This window comes from Paenibacillus sp. J22P15 (assembly GCF_056269345.1).
This window is the reverse complement of record NZ_JBWDNT010000005.1, coordinates 351,388-372,871: the sequence shown is the minus strand read 5'-3', so window position 1 is coordinate 372,871 and position 21,484 is coordinate 351,388. Positions and strand designations below refer to the sequence as shown.

Annotated in this window: 16 protein-coding genes and 1 pseudogene; 7 read left to right on the top strand and 10 right to left on the bottom strand. The window is 41.7% G+C overall.

What is annotated here, in order from left to right; translation table 11 throughout:
- Nucleotides 1-311: 311 nt before the first annotated feature.
- The 6 genes from AC0YN6_RS14975 to AC0YN6_RS14950 form a co-directional block, all read right to left on the bottom strand.
- The gene (locus AC0YN6_RS14975) at nucleotides 312-5,441 is read right to left on the bottom strand and encodes a discoidin domain-containing protein (protein ID WP_475747764.1); all 5,130 of its coding nucleotides are present in this window, start codon (nucleotides 5,439-5,441) and stop codon (nucleotides 312-314) included.
- A gap of 364 nt (nucleotides 5,442-5,805) precedes the next feature.
- Complete coding sequence (locus AC0YN6_RS14970) at nucleotides 5,806-6,981, bottom strand: hypothetical protein (protein ID WP_475747763.1); 1,176 nt, start codon at nucleotides 6,979-6,981, stop codon at nucleotides 5,806-5,808.
- Between the two features lie 51 nt (nucleotides 6,982-7,032).
- On the bottom strand, nucleotides 7,033-7,854 hold the full coding sequence (locus AC0YN6_RS14965) for a carbohydrate ABC transporter permease (protein ID WP_475747761.1): 822 nt from the start codon (nucleotides 7,852-7,854) through the stop codon (nucleotides 7,033-7,035).
- A gap of 2 nt (nucleotides 7,855-7,856) precedes the next feature.
- On the bottom strand, nucleotides 7,857-8,780 hold the full coding sequence (locus AC0YN6_RS14960) for a carbohydrate ABC transporter permease (protein WP_475747759.1): 924 nt from the start codon (nucleotides 8,778-8,780) through the stop codon (nucleotides 7,857-7,859).
- 79 nt (nucleotides 8,781-8,859) lie between these two features.
- Nucleotides 8,860-10,101, bottom strand: coding sequence for a sugar ABC transporter substrate-binding protein (locus AC0YN6_RS14955; protein ID WP_475747758.1), 1,242 nt, complete (start codon nucleotides 10,099-10,101; stop codon nucleotides 8,860-8,862).
- A 219-nt stretch (nucleotides 10,102-10,320) separates the two neighbouring features.
- The gene (locus tag AC0YN6_RS14950) at nucleotides 10,321-11,355 is read right to left on the bottom strand and encodes a substrate-binding domain-containing protein (protein WP_475747757.1); all 1,035 of its coding nucleotides are present in this window, start codon (nucleotides 11,353-11,355) and stop codon (nucleotides 10,321-10,323) included.
- Nucleotides 11,356-11,634: 279 nt separating this feature from the next.
- Between AC0YN6_RS14950 and AC0YN6_RS14945 the strand changes: the two genes are divergently transcribed.
- The 7 genes from AC0YN6_RS14945 to AC0YN6_RS14915 all read left to right on the top strand — a co-directional run bounded on the left by AC0YN6_RS14945 (nucleotide 11,635) and on the right by AC0YN6_RS14915 (nucleotide 17,717).
- Nucleotides 11,635-12,660, top strand: coding sequence for a LacI family DNA-binding transcriptional regulator (locus tag AC0YN6_RS14945; RefSeq protein WP_475747755.1), 1,026 nt, complete (start codon nucleotides 11,635-11,637; stop codon nucleotides 12,658-12,660).
- A 104-nt stretch (nucleotides 12,661-12,764) separates the two neighbouring features.
- The gene (locus tag AC0YN6_RS14940; RefSeq protein WP_475747754.1) at nucleotides 12,765-13,859 is read left to right on the top strand and encodes a fatty acid desaturase family protein; all 1,095 of its coding nucleotides are present in this window, start codon (nucleotides 12,765-12,767) and stop codon (nucleotides 13,857-13,859) included.
- Nucleotides 13,856-14,173, top strand: coding sequence for a MocE family 2Fe-2S type ferredoxin (locus AC0YN6_RS14935; protein WP_475747752.1), 318 nt, complete (start codon nucleotides 13,856-13,858; stop codon nucleotides 14,171-14,173). Before AC0YN6_RS14940 ends, AC0YN6_RS14935 begins: the two co-directional genes overlap by 4 nt.
- 23 nt (nucleotides 14,174-14,196) lie before the next feature.
- On the top strand, nucleotides 14,197-15,438 hold the full coding sequence (locus AC0YN6_RS14930) for an NAD(P)/FAD-dependent oxidoreductase (protein ID WP_475747751.1): 1,242 nt from the start codon (nucleotides 14,197-14,199) through the stop codon (nucleotides 15,436-15,438).
- A gap of 413 nt (nucleotides 15,439-15,851) precedes the next feature.
- Nucleotides 15,852-16,706, top strand: coding sequence for an ABC transporter ATP-binding protein (locus AC0YN6_RS14925; RefSeq protein WP_475747750.1), 855 nt, complete (start codon nucleotides 15,852-15,854; stop codon nucleotides 16,704-16,706).
- The gene (locus AC0YN6_RS14920; protein WP_475747749.1) at nucleotides 16,699-17,352 is read left to right on the top strand and encodes an ABC-2 transporter permease; all 654 of its coding nucleotides are present in this window, start codon (nucleotides 16,699-16,701) and stop codon (nucleotides 17,350-17,352) included. Before AC0YN6_RS14925 ends, AC0YN6_RS14920 begins: the two co-directional genes overlap by 8 nt.
- Nucleotides 17,352-17,717 carry a GntR family transcriptional regulator gene (locus AC0YN6_RS14915; RefSeq protein ID WP_475747748.1) on the top strand — a complete coding sequence of 122 codons (366 nt, stop codon included), beginning with the start codon at nucleotides 17,352-17,354 and terminating at the stop codon, nucleotides 17,715-17,717. The genes AC0YN6_RS14920 and AC0YN6_RS14915 overlap by 1 nt, the downstream gene beginning before the upstream one ends.
- Nucleotides 17,718-17,870: 153 nt before the next feature.
- Here AC0YN6_RS14915 and AC0YN6_RS14910 read toward each other — a convergent pair.
- From AC0YN6_RS14910 to AC0YN6_RS14895, 4 genes and pseudogenes are all read right to left on the bottom strand, one after another.
- Nucleotides 17,871-18,059: pseudogene (locus AC0YN6_RS14910) on the bottom strand (IS1182 family transposase); the annotation flags it as partial.
- 655 nt (nucleotides 18,060-18,714) lie between these two features.
- Complete coding sequence (locus AC0YN6_RS14905; protein WP_475747747.1) at nucleotides 18,715-19,350, bottom strand: YczE/YyaS/YitT family protein; 636 nt, start codon at nucleotides 19,348-19,350, stop codon at nucleotides 18,715-18,717.
- Nucleotides 19,351-19,387: 37 nt separating this feature from the next.
- Entirely contained in the window at nucleotides 19,388-20,521 is a 1,134-nt protein-coding gene (locus AC0YN6_RS14900) for a glycoside hydrolase family 88 protein (RefSeq protein ID WP_475747746.1), read from the bottom strand.
- 70 nt (nucleotides 20,522-20,591) lie between these two features.
- Nucleotides 20,592-21,464 carry a sugar phosphate isomerase/epimerase family protein gene (locus AC0YN6_RS14895; RefSeq protein ID WP_475747745.1) on the bottom strand — a complete coding sequence of 291 codons (873 nt, stop codon included), beginning with the start codon at nucleotides 21,462-21,464 and terminating at the stop codon, nucleotides 20,592-20,594.
- Nucleotides 21,465-21,484: the final 20 nt, after the last annotated feature.

The following is a 21,484-nucleotide window of genomic DNA, read 5'->3' as shown; positions in this document are numbered from 1 at the left end:
TATGAACGCGTCACAAAACAAAAGAGAAACCCGATGTCTTTGGGAAAGACATCGGGTTTCTCTTTTGTTCTGAAAACCTCTATTCAGAGGTTAAGGTATACGTGATTTCCATTCTTCACTTTTATGTATTCGATAAAGCTTGTAAACCTAAAGCTACCGCACCGCACAAGCCTGCATTATCACCAAGCAGTGTATTCCGTCCACGCGGACTGAACCTAGGAATTCGCCCCCTTGATCGCCCCTACCAAACAAAGAAACACGCCTAATTCGGCGTGTTTCTTTGTTTGGTAGAGCTTAGATAGACCCTCCGGTTAAGATTCAATAATTTTTTTGGCAATTGCCGCGAGGTCGACGATGTCGATGACGCCATTGCCGTCTGTGTCGGCCGACTTGTATTTGTTCCAATCCGGATGCTGCGAAGTCATGCCGTAATGCGCCGATGCGAGAGCAAGGTCGGCGATCGAATATTTGTTGTCGTGGTTGACGTCGCCCGGCAATTCCGGAACTGTCTTCACTTCAACGGTCACGGACGCAGGAAGCGCCTGACTTTCATCACCTTCCGCATCCCCGATCGTTGCGCTTGTCACCGCGATCGATCCGCTTGTATTCTGTGCTACATGCTTCGCCGCGAACTTCAGTTCAATTACTTCCGCATCGCCTGTAATCGCATTGTCTGGTCCTAAACTTGCGATCACCAAGCGAATTTGTCCCGGCGTCTGCAATGGCTGCTTGTAGACCGATATGCCTTCGCGCACGGCAACCGCATCCTTGAATTCAAAGAGGTTCGGGTCATACTGCACGAGCAGATCCTGAGCAAAGATCGGCTCATTCACCTGCTTCAACCCAAGGCGCAATGCAAAGGGATCGCCCTTTAGAACCGATGTAGGAGCTGTAATCTGTACGGCTGTTTGCTCAATTGGCTTGCTGTTGACTCGATAAGTCGCTTTTGGCTTTAATAGAGCCCCAGCTACCGTTCCTTCCACTGTGAATACACCCTCTTGAGCTACCATTTCTTTCGTTATAGGAGCCCACACCACGTCCACTACTCCTGTCGTTCCATCATTGTAAACGGCCTCAATCTGTGCCGGAAGGACAGGTATCTCTCCAATGAACGTTTGTACGGTGACCGATTTATAATCAACGATTGCCTTTACAGATGGATGCACCTCTACAATCAATTCTGCTTTTAATTGATCCGTGTTTTTCACAAGATCTGTTTCGGAAAGAACACCCAATAAGGTATAAACTCCTGCTTTATCTGGATTAAAGTTCGCCAAATCCCATGTTACCTCTAAATCGGTTGTAACATCCTGATCCAGTTTGACCTTAACCACTTTAGGTAGATCATCAGCCGCAATGGTTGTTCCAAATTCAAGATCTATTTTATCTGGCTTCATTATAGATTCTACCTTATTCGGGATAACGGTTATAACGCAGGTGTCAGTAAAGTTACCGTCAATGCTCCTTATTTGTATTGTTGTATTGCCTAAACCGTTGCCTGTTACCACACCATCCTTGTTAATCGTTGCTACCGAAACATCCGATGACGACCATGCAATCAGCTTATTTACTGCATTGTCTGGTGTAATTCGCGCCTTCAGTTCGACATTTCCAAACGCTTTTACCGTTGCAGTCGTCTGCTCAATATCAATACCGGTTACCGGAATGCCATAGGAACCATAAACTTCTAATTCACTGATCTGCAAACCAGGCGCTCCAACTGCATCGTTCGCAGTACCAATAATCTTAACGAATCTGCCAGCCGAACCTTCCGGTAAAGTAACGGTTACATGGTTCGTATTTACTTCAAACTTATAGATCGACTTTTCTACATTAGTTGTATATGTTTTTCCGTCAGAGCTCAGTTGGAATTCTATTTCCTGAGTTCTAGCTCCCCAATTAGCTGGCAAGAATATTTCAAACCTCTTCAAATCATAAACCTTCTGTAAATCCAGAACGACAGCATTTGGAAAGTTTTTGGACCCTCCATCAAAGAAGGTGTTTTTATCACCATCTACAACAGAACTAACTAATCCATATACTATGGCGTTTGTAGTTATTGGTTTTTTAAATGCTAAATTTACGCCTTCAATCTCGCTATTCTCGATTCGCCCCCCCATTACCTCAAGCTCGCCAACTTGTGCGAAGTTGCTATCCGCCGTATTGCTATAAAACTCCAGCTTGATGTGCTTCGCCTTCACTGGCTCATCTAACATTACGGTTACGATATTGCCATTCGTATCATTATTAAACAGATAAGCAGCCTTCTGAACTACCTGCTCAAAATCTATACCATTATCTGACTTTAAAACTCTGAACTCTTGAGTTCTGGGAGTCCATGCGACAACAGGCGGCAGCTTTACAGCTACAGAATGTATCATGAATGCTTCACCCAAATCAACAGATAACCAGTTGGGAACTGTAGCCGTAGCTGCTTTACCAGAGCGCCAGAATGTTTCTCTGTTTCCATCCACTGCGTTTCCTTTAATACCAAATCCCGCAGTCTCTGAATCCGCTGTCACCGTTTTGTTTTTGGAGAGATTAACTAATGGAACCCCTGACGTAGGAGTTATGCTGTCCAGCTTAAAGCCAACGGATTTCTCCTCCTTAACTAGTTTAAGTGTATCTCCGCCATTGAATCTAGCAACGACACGAGCCTCCTGCCATAAACCGTTTGTTTCATGAAGCTTAATGACTCCAAGCTTAGTATCACCATTATAGATGGCTACGCTTGTATCGGAATCGGCCTGATATTTCACTACAAGCCCATCACTAGAAATTATGTTGTTATATTCTGCAGTATCCTGAGCTTCATTAAATTCCACAAAAACCACAGAATTCTCTAATTTCACATCCACTCCTGATACAGAGCTGAAATACTCTGCTGGATACTCTACATTTAGCTGCATTTCTTTTCGAGGAGCAGGGTTAACGATAATTTCATTCCATACATTACTCTCCACTCCGTTACGTACAGCTACTACTGTTGCGTATACTTCCCCTTTCGCCGTTATGTAAGCCCTGTCAGAAGTTATACCTGTTATTTCATTCGTATAATTCCCTGAAGAATCTCCGTATTTGATCGTGTAAGAATCCGCACCTAAAACAGGTTGATAAATAATAATGGCTCCCCCACCAACTGGGTTTGCAACCTTTACAAGAGGTGCTGCAGGTTTAGCTGAGGTTGTAAAGCTATATGCACCTGACGAGCTTTCTGTCCTCACGCGCTTAGCAGAATCATTTTCCTTGTTTGTTGCCGTAACACGCCAATAATAGGTGGTATCCGGCTTCAGAATATTTGATTCAAAGGTGTAAGCAGGTTGTGTAATGGTTTCACGTTTAAGTTCAATATTCTGAAAATCTTTATCGGTGGCTACTTCTAATTCATAGAAAAATGCACCTGGTTTTTTCTCCCAACGTAAGGTGTCTCGCTGCTCCATGATCGCATTATTAGCTGGGTAAAGGAGACTAAACTGAGCTGGTACACCATCTGCTGTAGTAGTTATAAAGCTGTGCGGTTCTCCGTTCATTGTTCTTGTGCCATTAGGATTAACTGCAGTAATCCTTGCATAATAGCGGGTAGCTGGCTGCAACTTTTCCTCTAGAATGATGCCGACAGTATTTACTGTGAATCCGTCGAATGGATTGGTGACTTCTTTAGTTAAAGAAATACTGGAAAAATCATACATAGTAGACAGTTCCAAAACATATTTCTCAACATTGCGGGATTTAGACCACAAAAATTTCGGTGATAGCGCAACATCAGTGGCACCATTAATAACTTGTAATAAAGTAAAGCTTCCAGGAACATCCGCGTTATTTTTCACCGTAAATGAATAGTACATATTGTTGAGCGGAGCTCGATCTCCATTAGAATTGTGAGCCTTAACGGTCCAATAGTACATATTATCCACGTCTAATAATTGATCAAGCGTGTGGCTCTCACTTGTAATCCCGGATTTTTCATACACAATATCGGTCATTTTCTTATTTCTTGCAACAGTTAGCGTATAAGAGATTGCCCCTTGGGATTTCTGCCACGAGAGCGTAGGGTTATTCGTTACAACTACATTGTCATCTGGTGATTTAAGATAAAAGTCGGAAGGAACACTATTATCGGTTTTGATTACCAACATATAAATGTCATGAGGCGCAAAATTTAAAGTAAGATTAGTGCCAGAAACGCTATCAATAAATTGGATGCCTTCATTTTCCGGAAGATCATTTATTCTGTCATTAATACGGGCTCCTTGATTAACCGCTTTTGTAATCTTATATTTATCTATCTTAACATTTCCGTTAAGTGGAAGATTTGAAAGTGCTAGATCCACTGTTTGTGCACCTGTATAACCTATCAACACTTTTGCTTCTCCTTTTTCCTGATCTACAGAAGCGATATATGGCTCCGTAGTATCATTTAGCACTCTTTCACCACTCATGGAACCGTATGCGGAGGTATGCCACCATTCCGGCAAGCGATAATTTGGATTTTCTTTCGTTTGATCGGTTCTTATCATATCGCTTAAACCATTAGGATAGTTCCAAATCCCTCGTACTGCTTCGTCAACACCGCTTCGGTCAAACTTGGCAATAATATCTAAATCATGCGCTCCATATTGCGAATCCCACGCATACTCCTCATAGTAAAATTTGGAGTTGCCCACGATCGGATACTCATCTATTTTCTTTCTTAGCGCATTCACAATTCCAGTTGCATCGTCCATAAAATGCCATGATAGAACTTCAACTGGGATCTCTCTCATTGCGTTATCTTCAATTAGCTTTAAAGCTCGATTTACAGCGGTTGGATCCTGTAACGAAGGACCGATCAGTCCTGCATTTGGAAGAATATCCTTAATGGCATACCATGCATTTTCATGCATGTTTGCATACAACGCAGGATCTGAATAAAATCCCCAATCTTCATTCCAAACATTAAACTCATCTACTGTCATATCATTATCTTTCACATATTGAGCTATATCCTTTACCCATTGCTTCCAAAGCTCCATATTTTTAGGACGCCCTTGACCAAGTCCAGTATTAGATACCCATGAAGGGTTATATGCCATAATTGGATAATAGTCTATACTAAGCTCATCTAGACGAGCTACCCCATCCTTCATCCGATCGAGCCGGTTGTTCTCGTTGGGAAGATAGTCTTGGGATCGTGCAGGACTATTGTCACCCGCGTGATTTCCCAGTAGGTTCTGTGTATCCATATCATCACGCACCATTCTTGCATGGAGAGGAAGTATTCTCCCATCTGGTATGTCCTCGTTAGGCGTGAGCAGGAATCCAACCTTAGGCTTCATTTCACCAACAGTCTTGCTAAAATCAATATTGATCACTTTGTTTGCCGCCTGAGTAGTTCCACTAAAAAAGTTTAAGCATAAGCTTACTGATAATGTAATCACTAAAACACGTTTAAACAACTGCATATTCTTTCCCCTCTCTTCGAATGCGAATAAATACAAACCAATCAATAATCCTAAAATCGAAGATTTTCCTTATGTAAACAGGAACACATCCGACTTAACAAGAAATTAGGCCCCCTTTCAAACAAAAGAGTTGTCATGCCTATAATTAACCAAAATATGGCAATCACCACCAAAAAAGATCGCCCTTTCTGTTAAATCGTAAGTAACATACTATCGATTTGAAAGAGGCGACCTCATGAAAAAATCTATCAGAGATTCAGATTGATCAGTTTAGCTATGAATTAGAACTTTGCACTATAACCAGTTGACTGCATACATCATTGAGAATAGCTTAGCCATATCATTTTTTTCCTCGTATTCATATTTATAAGAACTTGATCTCTTGCAGCGTCATGGCATACTTGCCTCCAGGGGGATTTGTCTCTTGTTCCCTTGTGAAATTTCCCGAATAACACAGCCACATCGTTCGACCATCCTCACTAATAAACTTAGAAGGAAAGTTCAGAAAATAAGCCTGAACACCGAACCTCTCCATGAAAGACACCATTTTCCAAGGACCTGTTAACTGATCCGCTTCCAATATGTACGAATCCATTGTTTGAGTAGTAGGCCAGCCATCCGTTACGCACATCAGATATTTTTTCAAAGGTGCATTGTAGGTGATCGTTACACAGCCACAGCGGTTATTCCAATCCACGATAGGTTGAATCCGCTGAAAATCATTCGTCCAGATCGGATGTCCTAGCTCATCATGCCCGGAAAAAAATTCATATTGTGACGGATCATTTATATTTTGGACACTTGGGAGCACCCTGATTAAATATATTTGATCACCTGTAATCCAGCTTAAATTAGCGAAGCGCGGCTTTTCATCCGATTCACTAGCCCCATGAGCGACCAGATAGGCATAACCGTCTGGTGAGTGTTCCATGTCCTTGCCAAAATCAACAAAATGCGGGGCACCAATTTTTATAGGCTCTCCTTGAAGTCCATTCTCTCCAAACAAAGCATTCTCAGGTGTATGAGGTGTTTCCACCCAGGTTTTCCCCATATCGGTGGAAATTCTAAAACCGACAAACGGCCCCAGCCAAGGCCAATTGTAGTTTTCTCCTTCGCGTATAACTTCATTGCTCGGCCCCAGACAATAGGTTCCATAGTACCAAATATTTTGATGAACCAGAGTCCCACATGGATATCTTCCTTTGTAAGGCTCAGGGGATGCTGCATGTACCCCGAGGTTTTCTACAGTCAAGTTCATCGGATCTTCGCCAATAATTTTAGCCTGTCCTGTAGAAGCCTTATCCCCGAGAGAGGGATGATCTTTGAATGAGAAACAATTCATATCCCCAATTTTCCCGTCCGTCCATGGTGAATATAAATTCCCGTCTGACGCCCATGAAGGATACCAAGTATCTGCATCTGTATATACCGAGTAACGTCCAGTAAAAGCTATATCTTTAAGCATGGCAGATTGTTCTAATGGACAATCCTCTGGCGTTTTTGCTGGCCAAATCATCAGTTTCTCTAGTTCGTTTGTCATAGCTAACATCTCCTATTTTTTTTAGTATAATTGGCATGTTTACATTAAGGTTTATTCTTTAACTGCTCCGGCAGCTATTCCACCTACGATATAGCGCTGAGTAAAAATGAAAATAAGAATTATCGGCAACGCTGTGACGCTAGACAAAGCCATTAACTCTCCCCAAGATGTACCGTGCTGACCTACAAATTCTCTCATTCCCAATGTAATAGGCCAATAATATTTGTTGTCTAATAAAGTAAATGAATAGAGGAATTCTCCCCAAGCAAACAAAAAACTAAAGGTACCACAGGTTAGAATACCTGGTTTTACTAAAGGCATAATAATTTTCACAAAAGTTCCCCATTTGGTGCAACCGTCTATAGAGGCGGAATCCTCCAGATCTTTTGGAATAGCTAGAAAAAATGTGCGCAGAACTAGAATATTAAAAGGAACAGACAAAGTCATATTTGTAATGATGACACTGAAATATGTATTTAACATATTAAATTTATTCATCATCATATACAGTGGAAGTGCAAGACTATTGCTTGGAAACATTTGTACCACCAATACGATGAATAACAACATCGGAGCCAACTTTAAATTTCTTCGCGCTATACCATATGCCGCCGGCACCGACAATAGCAATGCCCCTAGCAATGCACCACAGCTAATAATTGCACTGTTCTTCATATAGGAAGTAATTTGATAATCGCCACTGAATATATTCAAATAAGAGCCCCAATATATAGACTTGGGTAATAAAATTTGATGAGAGCTGAATATTTCTTCACCGGACTTCAAGGATGAAATAACCATCCAATAAATTGGGAATAAGAAAATTAAAGTAACGGCTAATCCTGCTAACGATACTAACCATCTTTTCTTCATGGCTACATCACTTCCTCTCTACTAGCAATGAGCAAGTAACCAAGGCCCAAGAGACCGATAACGACAAACATCAAACTGGAAGCCGCAGCGCCCTCGCTGAAATGATAAACTTTAAAAGATAAATCGTAAGCATAATAAGGCAATATCAGTGAAGAATTAGCGGGGCCTCCCGCTGTCATAACATAAATCAAATCAAACACCTTGAAACTATAAATAAATCCAAGCATTAACAATATAAGAATGGTCGGCTTCATGAGTGGTAAGGTAATAGTCCAAAACCGCTTCATTCTAGTTGCACCGTCAATATCCGCAGCTTCATATACCGATGTGGGTAAACCCTGTAATCCTGCAAGTAAAATGATCATATTAAATGGAATCCCTATCCATATATTCGCAATAATAACGCCGAGAAGTGATGTTTTGGGATCAGACAGCCACAATATTGGCTCGTTGATCATTCCAAATTGGATAAGAATCTGATTAATAATACCGATATCACCGCTCATCATCCATTTAAAAACTACACCCGTAATTAATATCGGTGTCATCCATCCCAGTAGAATAATAGATCTCATCCATTTGTGCCCAGGGAAGGCTATATTATAAAATAAAGCTAAACAGAATCCGATAACAAGCTGAAAAAATAAGCACATTACAGTAAAAATAATCGAATTTTGAGTAGCATCTCTAAACAAAGTATCCTCGAGTAGCGTCTTATAATTATTAAATCCAATAAAACGCTGTTCACCATGTGATAAATTAGAAAGAGTAACATCTTTAAAACTCAATATGAGATTGTAAACTACGGGATAAATCATAGTAATCAGTATAAATATGAAGGCCGGCAGTATGAAGCTATAATCTAGGAAACCTGAGGTATACTTATGTAGCCCCTTAGAGAAGGAGGGTGATTTATTATTATCCATATACTGCTACTTCTCCTTTATAATAATTATTATTTAGGAAGACCCCCCGGATATATTTGACATACCCAGGGGAAATCTCTTACTCGACTAGCAACGGTTTAATTATTCCAGCTGCCTTCTTTAAAGCCTCTTCAGGTGTTTCCTTTCCTATTAATGCTTCCGCAATAGCTGTTTGAATCGCTGCAGACATATCGTTATACTTTGGTCCGTAGGCACGCGGTTTTGCTACTTCAAGCAAATCAATGAATACTTTGTTGATAGGATCATTTTGATAATAATCTTCCTTAGCCAAATCCTTTCTTGCAGGGAGCATTCCCCCATCCTGCATAAAGCGATTTAAATTTTCAGCTTGCATAATCCAATCTACAAACAGCCATGCTTTCTCAACATTCTTACCCTTTCCAACCGCGAAGCTTTCTCCACCTAAGATTGAAGAACCTTGTTTGTCCATCGGAATTTTAGCTACTCCCCAATTGATATCCGTTGCTTCCTCCTTAAGATTAGGGATTTGCCACGGGCCGTTAATCATCATAGCCGCTCTTCCAGATTTAAAAGCGTTATTCACATCTTGCTGTGTCCATGTTACAACTTCCTTAGACATAGAGCCTTGATCAATCATATCCTTCTGAACTTGCAATGCTTTGGCGGCATTCGGATTATCAAGTGTTGCTAAGTCCTCTCCTGTCGACCACAAGAACGGCAGCCATTGAAAGACACCTTCTTCAGTTGGTACAGACGAGACTGCCAGGCCAAAACGGTCTTTAGTCGAAACTGCATTAGCCATTTCCTTTAACTCTTCCCATGTTTGCGGAGGCGATGGAATCAAATCTTTATTATAAAATAGTGCTAAATCATTCGCATAAATTGGAAGTCCATAAAATTTATCATTGTAAATATGTGCATCACGTACACCATCGAATAGCTGGTCTGTCATTCCCCATTTATTTACCTGCGCCGTAATATCCTCGATAATTCCAGCTTCCGCATATGTAGCTGTATCGTTATTTCCATATACGAGCAAATCCGGTAAATTGTCTTTTCCTGTAGCCGAAATCATTAGTTTCTTGGTGTATTCACCATTAGGTACATAAGTTATTTCTACCTTCACATCTTTTTGGGAGTTATTAAACTCATCCGTATATTTTTTCATTACGTTCTGAAGATCACCGTCCCAATAATACCAAAGATTCACTGTAGTAGGCTCTCCACTGCTTTCACTACCTGTAGCCTCGTCTTGCTTTGTATTACAAGCTGCAAGAATATTAACTAAAAGACAGAATAACATCGTCAAATTTAACATTTTTATCATTCGTTTCTTCATTCGTAACCCTCCATTGTTTATTTTGATGTACGTTGATCAATTTGACGAAAAAAAAATATATTAAACTTTTTTTCTCCTTCCAATGAAATTTAATCCATTTTTGACTATCGTTGATCAATTGTATCTTATATCTGAAATTCACGATTGTCAACGCTTACAAAAAAATAATTCAGAATCTTCAAAAATGGATCTTGACCTTTTTTTCACACAGAAGTGCCATTAAATATAATATTTCGCATTAAATTTTGTCACTATTTCTAATTTTATATTATTTAATTTACTAATTTCTTGGCCGCATAGAAACTCAAACATATAACGGGTTGCCAAATAGCCTTGATTGATCGGATCTTGACAAATGCTCGCTGTAATAATATTCTGCTGCAATAAATCAAAAATTTCTTCGTTCATATCATGACCAACTAACAATGGAAGCTTTGCCGATCTAGTTTTTTTCAGTAGCAGCGCAATATTGCTAAGCTCCCCTAATGCTGCATAAATCCCATCGACCTGATTAATTGGTTGCTGAATTTTGGTCCAAGCCCCCTCTAAATCCATATGATCCAGCTTTAGCGGACCTACAACCTCTATATCCGGATACTCTGCAATAGCTTCTTGAAATCCGATCATTTTTTGTTGGAATTGGTAAATATCCTCTCTCTCCAAAATCATCGTAATCTTGCCTTTCCCTCCCATTAACTTGCACAACAGATCAGTTGCTAACCTTCCTGCTTCCCGCAGATCCGTTCCCACAAAGAATGCACGCTTCTCACAAAATGAATCTGTATTGAATGTACTGACCGGGATGCCCAGATTTACGCCGTACTCGATCAATTCTGTCATTGCATTTGATTCATCCGCAGATAAGATCAGGGCTTGAACCTCCATACTGTCAATAACGGCTTTTATCATTCCAATTTGATCCTTAACATCCGTATCCGTAAGACGATACGTTTTTAATTCAAGACCAAAATCTTTAAGCTCTTCAAAAGCTTTATTCACACCAGCTTCAATTTGTCCCCAAAAATATTGAGGGTACACCGGGAAAATTACGGCTATCGTCATCTGCATTTTTTTTGACAGAAAGCTCGCCGATTTGTTAGGAACATAATCCAGTTCCTTTATCCGTGCCATTACTTTATCGTAAGTTGCTTTCTTTACATTACTTCTGTTATTAAGCACTCTATCCAAAGTAGCAGTTGAAACGCCTAACTCTTCTGCTATCATTTTTGCAGTTAATCTTTTATCAGATTTCATATTCGCACCTCTTATATAATTTGTTGGATTAGAACATTCATCGTTGTAAATACCATTATGATTAACGTTAATCATTAACTTAATATTAATGTATTTTATAAAATAATCAAGATCATTGAGCCACTCTGTTACATCTCATCCATTCTTTAACACCATCAATATTAAACAAGCAAATCCAATGTGATTAACATAATTTAGTTAAACTCCCCCTTGATTGAATTTACAAAATGTTCTATATTTATTTATGTGCTCGAGCACATAAAGTAAGGAGAGACATAAATGACAGTTACTATACGGCAAATTGCCGAGAAAGCGGGAGTATCCAGAGGTACGGTCGATCGGGTTTTAAACGGAAGGACTCGCGTAAAATCTGAAGTTCGAGAAAGAGTAATTGCCATTGCCAAAGAAATGAATTATGTTCCGAACGTAGCCGGCAAGGCATTGGCGTATAGCAAGAAGCCTGTATTGTTTGGCATTGTCATGCCTCCTCAGAATATCCGCTTCTTCGATGAAATACGCAGGGGCATTCATACAGCAGCCGAAGAACTCAAGGATCTTGGCATACGACTTGAATATCATTATGTGGACAACAAAAAACCAAAAGAAGGCGCTGCTGCTATCCAAAAGCTTGTAAAGGCAGGGGCTAATGGAATCATGTTTGCGGTGATGGATGACGAAATCATTCGCAACAGCATCGATATGGCCGTCGAACATGGCGTTCCGGTCGTCACCTTTAATTCGGATGTCGAGAACAGCAAGCGAATTTGTTTTGTCGGCCAAGACCTCTATAAAAGCGGAAAAGTAGCCGCAGGTTTAATGAGCAGAGTTGTGCCGGATCGCGGGAAGGTATTGATCTTAACGGGAAATCTGAAGTTTCACGCTCATCGTTCCAGAGTAGAGGGTTTTAAGCAAATTGTGGCTGAATACAACAATAGCCTTGAGATTGTCCAAGTAATTGAAGGGTTCGACCATTATTCGGATACCTATTCACAGATGGATAACGCATTGAAGACGCATTCAGATCTCGCAGGCATCTATATGGCAACCGGTTCTATCAGCGCTTGTCTTGAGGCCGTCAAGCACAATGGGAAAGATGGGAAAATACGAATCATCTGTAATGATCTGCTGCCCGAGATCGAGCAAGGAATGCGGGACAATATCATTGACTTCACTATCGTCCAAGATCCGCAACAGCAAGGATACCGCTCATTACGCATCCTGTATGATCTAATATTCACGGGGAAGCAGCCGGAAATGGAACATTATTATACGCCAACACACATATATATCCCTGAGAGCCTATGAGGCTTTCTTCTCGTTCATTTGTGTGCCCGTGCACACTCTGATATCCTTTTTTTTTCATTTGTGTGTCCGCACACGCAAAAAATAAATAAACAGGAGGAACAGTTATGGCATTCATCAATCAAAAAAGGGATTATAGTCTGACAGGCGATGAAAACAGGCGCGCTCAAGAAAAAGGGTTAGCTTCAGCTGAATGGTATGCAAGCCCAATTCCAAGAAGCAAAATGAAGGAATTAATGAAACGAAAGAATGGCCCCGCCATTCGAGATACAATTATTTGGTTTGGCTCACTCGCTGTGCTGGGGTATCTAGCTCTTCTATCTTGGGGCACATGGTGGGCTATTCCCGCATTTTTGGCATACGGGATTATGTACGCATCACCGGGAGATTCAAGATGGCATGAGTGCGGACACGGTACGGCGTTTAAGACGCCGTGGATGAACGAAGTTATTTATCAAATCGCTTCATTCATGGTGCTCCGCTCGGCAACGCCATGGAGATGGAGCCACGCACGTCATCATACAGATACGATTATCGTCGGTCGCGACCCTGAAATCATAACCGAGAGACCCCCGATCTGGAGAATTCTTCTGATGCAAATTTTCCATTTATATGGCGGACCAGTCGAAGTGAAACGATTTGTGCTACATACATTCGGCCGATTAGATGTGCAAGAAAATGAGTATATTCCTGCTTCCGAGAAGCGGAAAGTGTTCTTTGAAGCACGTATATATATGCTGATCCTCTTAACGGTGCTTGCCGCATGCCTATTTACTGGCAGTATTCTGCCTGCCATGTTCATTGTCTTGCCTTCTTTCTACGGGAATGTTTTGGTGATATTATTCGGCATGACGCAGCATCTAGGTCTCTATGAAGATGTGCTGGATCACCGATTGAACTCCCGCACGATTTATATGAATCCAATTTTCCGATTTCTCTATTGGAACATGAATTATCATACCGAACATCACATGTTTCCTATGGTTCCGTATCATGCGCTTTCCAAGCTTCATCAAGAGATGAAGACCGACTGCCCGGCAGCATGTCCAAGCTTTGTGGCGGCGTTGAAAGAAGTTATTACCGCGCTACGTCGACAAAAGGACAATCCGGCATATGTCGTGGTGAAACCATTGCCAAGTACCGCGCGGCCTTATCAATATGGTATCGATAATGATCTTAATTTAGGAGGAAAAACGTCATGAGCACAGAAGAATGGGTTGAAGCTTGCGAAGTAGATGACATCGAGAACGAGGATGTCATCCGCTTCGACCATGGGAATCGGACATTCGCGATTTATCGCACGGACAAGGGAACTTTTTTTGCATCCGATGGCTATTGCACGCATGAGAAATTCCATCTGTCAAACGGATTGGTGATGGGAAGCGTCATCGAATGTCCCAAACATAACGGCCGATTCGAAATACCGACTGGTACCGCCAAGCGTGCGCCCGTATGCGTCGATCTTAAAACATACCCCGTCAAAATAGTTGAAGACAAAGTATTTATTCTAATCTGATTATCAAGATAAGGAGCATATTAATGAATAACTATGGAATGGTTATTGTTGGTTCGGGGGAGGCTGGAGCACGCGCTGCCGTAGAACTACGAACGCAAGGATGGTCGGGGCCGATCACGATAATTGGAGATGAGAAATGGCATCCTTATGAGCGTCCACCGATGTCCAAGCAACAGTTGACTGCTGAAGAACAGCCTGCGCCGGTTACGATATTGGATCAAGCGAGAATGGAGCAATATAATATCCGCTTTCTCTCCGGCAGCACGGCAGTCCGAATCGACCGCTCGAGTCATTTTGTTGAACTGGCTAGCGGCATTCAGGTTCGCTACGAGAGGCTGCTGCTCGCCACAGGTGCCAATCCGAGAAAGCTGATCGTGCCTGGAACTGGCGTAGATGAGATACTCTATCTCCGCCGGTTCGCGGATGCGCTGAACATTCGCAATCGGTTGCAACCGGGTCACCGCGTGGTCATTATCGGCGGTGGGTTTATCGGGCTCGAAGTCGCGGCCAGCGCAATTTCTAAAAACTGTAGCATTACGCTCATTGAGGTCGCACCGAGAATTCTTATGCGTGGCGTTCCGGAGGAAATCGCCGTCATCGTAAAAGAGCGCCATCGCGCCGCAGGTGTCGCTTTTCAAATCGGAGTCATGATCGCAAGCATCGATCGAGAGGAAGACGAATATGCGATCAAGCTGGTAGACGGAACCGAAATACGTTGTGATACGATTATCGCTGGCGTCGGATCGGTTCCCGAAACTGCTCTAGCATCAGCTAGTGGGCTCGCAATCGAGAATGGTATTCAAACAGACGAGTTTCTCGCAACCGGAGATTCGGACATCTATGCGGCAGGTGATTGCTGCTCGTTCCCACATCCGCTATATGGAGGTCGGCGAATCAGACTTGAAGCTTGGCGCAACGCGCAAGATCAAGGAACGCATGCAGCAGGCAACATGCTGGGCGCATCGGTTCGCTACGCCGCTGTTCCCTGGTTCTGGTCTGATCAATACGATCAAACGCTGCAAGTGGCGGGGTTGTCCGATGGTGCTAGCGAGATGGTGCTTCGCGATCTCGGCGAATCGGGAAAGCTCTTCTTTCATATGGCCAGCAACGGGCAGTTGATAGCCGTTAGCGGTATCGGACCGGGTGGGAGCATCGCCAAAGACATTCGTCTCGCCGAAATGCTGATTGAAAAGCAAGCGCGGCCTGATCTACTCGAGTTGGCAGATCCCGGAAAAAAGCTAAAGGATATCCTTCGGCTTTCGTAAATTGAAGATGATCTTTTTCTGAGTACGCTGTATCCCCAATAACAGTCCCAATTTTTCGTCCCCATCACCAATAAATGGAGGAGACTTATTGATAATAATCCAAACTTAAAGTGATGAAAACCCTTGCTATGCAGGGGTTTTCATCACTTTAAGTTTGGTGGAGCCTCCTGCCGAGACCTCATCTATTTTGTAAGCGTTATCATTTTTTGACTAACAACTAGGTTAAGCGGTTTACCTGTTTGTTCCATTGTAGCACTGCTCGGCTTTAATCGAAATACTTTTCATATTCAAGAACTGTAAAAATACGAAAAATAATAGAGATTCACTTGATAAAAGTTATTGACATACAAACTGTCCCAATGCTATATTGTGCATGCACAACATGCACAATTTTTGAAATGGAGGTTGGCGATATGCTTGCTTTAGATATCAAAAATTTAAATAAAAAATATGAACATTTTCATTTAAAAAACGTATCTTTTCAACTGGAAAAGGGTTATATTATGGGATTTATTGGAGCCAATGGTGCGGGGAAAACAACCACCATCAAATCCATCTTGAATTTGATACGTATGGATAGCGGTGAGATTCATATTTTAGGCAAGAACATGGTCGAGCATGAAGTTGAATTGAAACAAGAGATTGGCGCTGCATTTGGAGACATCAACTTTTATACGCGCAGTAAAATCAAAACGTTAACGAATGTGATCAAAAGGTTCTATTCGAATTGGGATGATGAAACCTATTACAAGTATTTGAGAAAATTCAACTTGATTGAAGACAAAAAAATAGCTGAATTATCAACTGGCATGAAAGTAAAATACAGCTTGGCCCTTGCCTTATCACACGGCGCAAAGCTTCTTATTCTGGATGAACCAACTAGCGGACTTGATCCGATTGCCAGAGACAGTCTTCTGGATATTTTTCAGGAGCTGGTGCAAGATGGCGAGATCAGCATCCTGTTTTCAACTCATATCACCTCCGATTTGGAAAAATGTGCAGACTATATTACCTATATCCATAACGGACAAATTATCAACAGTGCTGAAAAAGAACAATTTATTGATACGTATCGCTTGTTGAATGGTAAGAAAGAGCAATTGGATATAGTTAAAAACCAACTAATCGCCTACAAAACAAATTCTTTTGGCTTTACAGGCTTGATCCATACAAAAGACTTTGATCCATCATCAGATATTAAAGCATCCATACCGAATCTTGAGGAGATTATGATCTACTGCTCGAAAAAGGAGGATATGCATGTATAACTTATTAATGAAAGAATTAAAGTTAGGCGTAAGTCCTTTCTTTTATGTCATGCCTTTTTTGACAGGCGCCTTAATGCTAATTCCCGGATGGTTATATTTTCTGGTCCTCCTTTACTTTTGTTTTATTACGATACCGAACATGTTTGCAGGCTATAAAACTCAGAACGATTTAATATTTTCAAGTATGATGCCTGTAGCCAAAAAAGACATTGTAAAAGCAAAGGTGTCCGTTATTGTAATCCTGGAATTACTGCATATTGTTGTTGCTATGATCTACGGCGTGATAACGCTGCGTTTGTATCCGAATATGCAATACCTTTTCTTCGCCCCCTCCTTTGGTTTCTGGGGACTCTGTTTCGTCATGCTGGCGATTTTCAACATTATCTTTATATCCATGTATTACAAGACGGCGTATAAATACGGCGCGGCAGCATTTGTATCCATTGCAGCTGCTATGCTGTTTGCCGGGGGTGCAGAATGGCTCGGCATACAAAATTCATTCGTGTTTGATCTTCTCAAAGGTACTGGCGCGGACAATTTGGCCATTCAACTATCCATCCTGATCACGGGCATCGTTATATTTGCGATATTTACGATAATCGCTTATTATATTGCCAACAAAAGGTTTGAGAAAGTGGAAATATAATGAACATAGCGATTTCGAACACATCTGATAAACCCATTTATCAACAACTTTTTGAACAAATCAGCGCACAAATTCTCAAGGGCGAACTAGAAAATGGATATAGTTTACCACCCATACGACAAGCGGCTACGGAGCTTCGTGTTAGTATCATTACCGTTAAGAAAGCGTGGGAAGAACTCGAACGACATGGTTTGATTTACACCGTAACCGGCAAAGGATGTTTTGTCACTGATCTCTCACAAGGTGAGATGCTTCAAAAACGTAATGAAATGATCCTGAAGCAGATGGTTATTGACACTTCGTATTACAAATCCTTTGGCCTCACGATCGAGGAAGTTTTTGAGCTTCTGAAGGAAGTTTATTGAAAATATAGGGGGCCGTCTCAAGTTAATTACGATTGAATCGCCTTGAACTATCACGAAAACGGCCCTGCAGGTCTAAGCCCGCATGGCCGTTTTTGGATTTTTATCGATCGCTAATTTCTTCAGTTGCTTTGACTTTTTCCAGATGGGGTTTCAGGCACCGGGGTCGGTCTTACTAAAACTATTGCGAGTGCCCAAAACTTCTTGTTGCGTTTCATATTTCTGCAGGCGAGGAAGCAGATCCTTTCGCACCTCGCGCACGGTTTTCTTAAGCTGCTTGTCCTTCTAGGTTTCATCGAGCTTAGCCTCGAGTTGTTGAACAGCCTGTTCTAGCTTTTCACTGGTACTTCCATTCTAATAAGGGCAGGTTTCTTTTGCTTTAAAATTATCAAGGTTCAACCAAACGGAGCAAGTCGAATGATTCTGGAGAAGCGCCAGCGGTCGCCTTTGTTCGTGGATTCCTTCCTCGGCTAATTCATTCCAGGAATCCGCGAACAACAGCGATCGGAAGAACATTCGACTGTGTAGTGAATTTGGGAACCAAATTTGTTCTGAATAATATGGGGCTATCCCATCGTCATCTTTGATGACTTTTGAGACAGCCCCATTTCTCTGAAAACGACCAATACTACATAAATAGATCTAGAAACTAGATCTATCATGCTGCCTATTCCGCCATTGCGCCTCTAAAGCGCCGGATTATAAGAAATAGGTCTAGAAACTAGACCTATTTCCCTGGAAACAGCCAATTCTACATAAATAGATCTAGATTCTAGATCTATCATGCTGCCTATTCCGCCAACGTGCCTCTAAAGCACCGGAATACAAGAAATAGGTCTAGAAACTAGACCTATTTCCCTGAAAACAACCAATTCTACACAAATAGATCTAGAAACTAGATCTATCATGCTGCCTATTCCGCCAATGTGACTCTTAAGCGCCGGATTATCAGTTACCTCTACTTTAGGGACAGCCCCTTTATATAGAAATCTCGTTAAATCTAGCATGATATATATTTTATAGCTCTCCGTTTGTTTAGGGTACTCTGTAACCATCCAATACAAGGTCCTGTTAACACCACCGATAACACCGTCACAATACCGACGACACCTCCCAGTGAAAGTCCGATCACCGTATATAACGCATCAGTGAATATCCGAATTCGCTTGTAAGGAATACGTGTCATATCTGAGATGATAAGGCCTACGCTATCAGCAGGACTCGCGCCGAGCTGGGGAGAAATATAGAGATATACTCCGAAAGACAAAAAGATTGTGCCCGTAAACGCTATAACCAGCTTCAACCACAGTGACAGATCTGTACCGATATGCGGTCCGATCAGATAGTTGAAAAAATCCAACATCGGGCCGCACAGGATTAACGACAGGAAGAGAGAAACATTAATATATTTCCTCTTAAAGATGACTAGAAGAATGACAATGATCGAATTCAACAGCAAATTTGCTTGCCCATAACTAATTCCTAGCCGCTTATGCACAGCTATTGCGAACACCTGGTACGGGTCTGCACCCATGTTGATCTTATAGAACAGGGAAGCACTAAAACAAGTAATGGCAATACCTAGGATGCTAATCAAAACTTTGATGATATATTTTTTTGTGAATGCTCTTTTCAATGCACCCTTACCGTCCTGTCATAAGAGAAATAAATGATTACCAAATGTAAAATCCGTTTTCTTTTAACCGAGTAATTGCTTCTAACAGGAAGTAATCACCATAAATAATAGGCACATGCGTTTCTTCTTCACGATGATAGGCTACAGTACCTCCACCAACGATGCCGTCCGTTTCTACGTTCCAGTCGCAATAGTTTTCTTCGATCGCTCTTAATATCGATAGAGCACCATTGATATATAGTTGTTTCTCGTAAACTTCTACATGCTTACTGAGCTCCAGCATTCCGCAGGCTGCGCATACACCTGCAGTTGTATCCCACTGCTCTGGCTGTGTTGGAGCTCGGAAATCCACACGGGGAATATATCCCGTTTGCGAAACATTAGCTAGAAAATAATGTGCTATACTCTTTGCAATATCGAGATAACGTTGATCACCTGTATGGTTGTAATTCATAGAAAATCCGTAAATCGCCCATGCCTGCCCCCTTGACCATGAGGAACCTGAAGCATAACCTTGCCCAGTTGGATGCTCGAGAAATTGACCATTCATGGGATCCAGCACTGCGATATGATGAGCGGAACCGTCCGGACGAATTAATAGTTTAATCGTAGTGTCGATATGGCTATTCGCGATATGCGTATATCTCGGATCCTGACTTTCCTCTGCTGCCCAATACAATAAGGGAAGATTCATCAAGCAGTCGATGATCATCCAGCCTGGGCGATTCTCGTTCCAAGCCGATATATATCTACCATTTAAGTTGTATCGTCCAGTCAATAGATTGGCGGCGTGCAAAGCACGCAGCTTAGCCGTTTCGTTGCCAGTCAAACGATAATTCGCTACAGCAGTATGCAGCCACATAAAGCCTACATCGTGGTGCAAGCCATTAAATTCGATCATAGCAACATCCAAGCGCTGCTCTACACCAACCGCTGATTTTCGATATTTTTCATCGCCGGTAGCTGCATACATCTGCCATAGAATTCCCGCCCAGAAACCATTCGTCCAAAACGAAATATCTTGCTCACCATAGTCTATATACTTTCCCTCGATAGCGATGTAGGGAATTTTATCTCCCATACGATCACATTCCTCCGAGATTTTAGCTAGGAGCTTCTCGTAAACATTATTGACCCATTCTCTTTCGGATGAGCTGATAGAATAAGACATGTTTCGCATCCTTTTCAATTCAAAATGTAATCAACCTTTTTATTTCTTTGGTTTTAGTAAGCACTGTGTGCTATTCTTCATACAAACGGATTAAATATTTGCCAATGTCTGCTACATGTGCAGTCATTGATTTACGAAGCTCGACCGGCAATGGACTTGAAAAAGCTTGTATTTCGTAAGTGAAATCCCCTTTATAGTTGATTTCTTTAAGAACACGCATCATTTGATGCCAATCTACGTGGCCATAAAACGGTGCCAAATGCTCATCTGCATGACCGTGATTGTCTGCAATATGAGTCGACTTAAGTCGTGATCCAATCTTGCGCAGCTCGGCAGCTTGGTCTCTTACACTAAGGTTAGCATGTCCGAAATCCCAGCATATACCTACGTTTGGACGATTAAAGGCATCCGCTAGCTCCGCCAAATCTTCTCCATTACAAGCATATACATATTCATTGTCCCATTGCACCATATTTTCAAATGACAACCCGTAACCTAGCTTTGCAGCCTGGTCCAGCATCGGACCATAATAGTCCAAATTCAGTTGCATATAATCCTGTCTGGAATAAGTCGGCATGTGCTGATGTAATGGGTGAGTTACTGCCCATTCTGCTCCAAGAACACCCGAGCACACGATAGAGCGCTGTACAAGTTCTCTTTCCCAGCCATGATCCGTAATTCGTGGATCATTTGGATCGTACATATGCAGATGAGTTTGAGAGAAGGTTACACCCAGCTCATCTGCAAATTTTTTGAATTTACATATATACTCATACCAGTCATCTTGTGCAATCGGACGACCTGGTCTACCTTGATCGCAGAAGTTATAATCCAGAACCTTAAAGCCCGCTTCTAGACATTGCTCTAGACAGCTTTCAGGTGAAATAACGCCAAACTCGTCATATACTTTGTCCAATAGATTTGTTGAAGTGGATAAACGCATAGTATAGTCCTCCTTATATT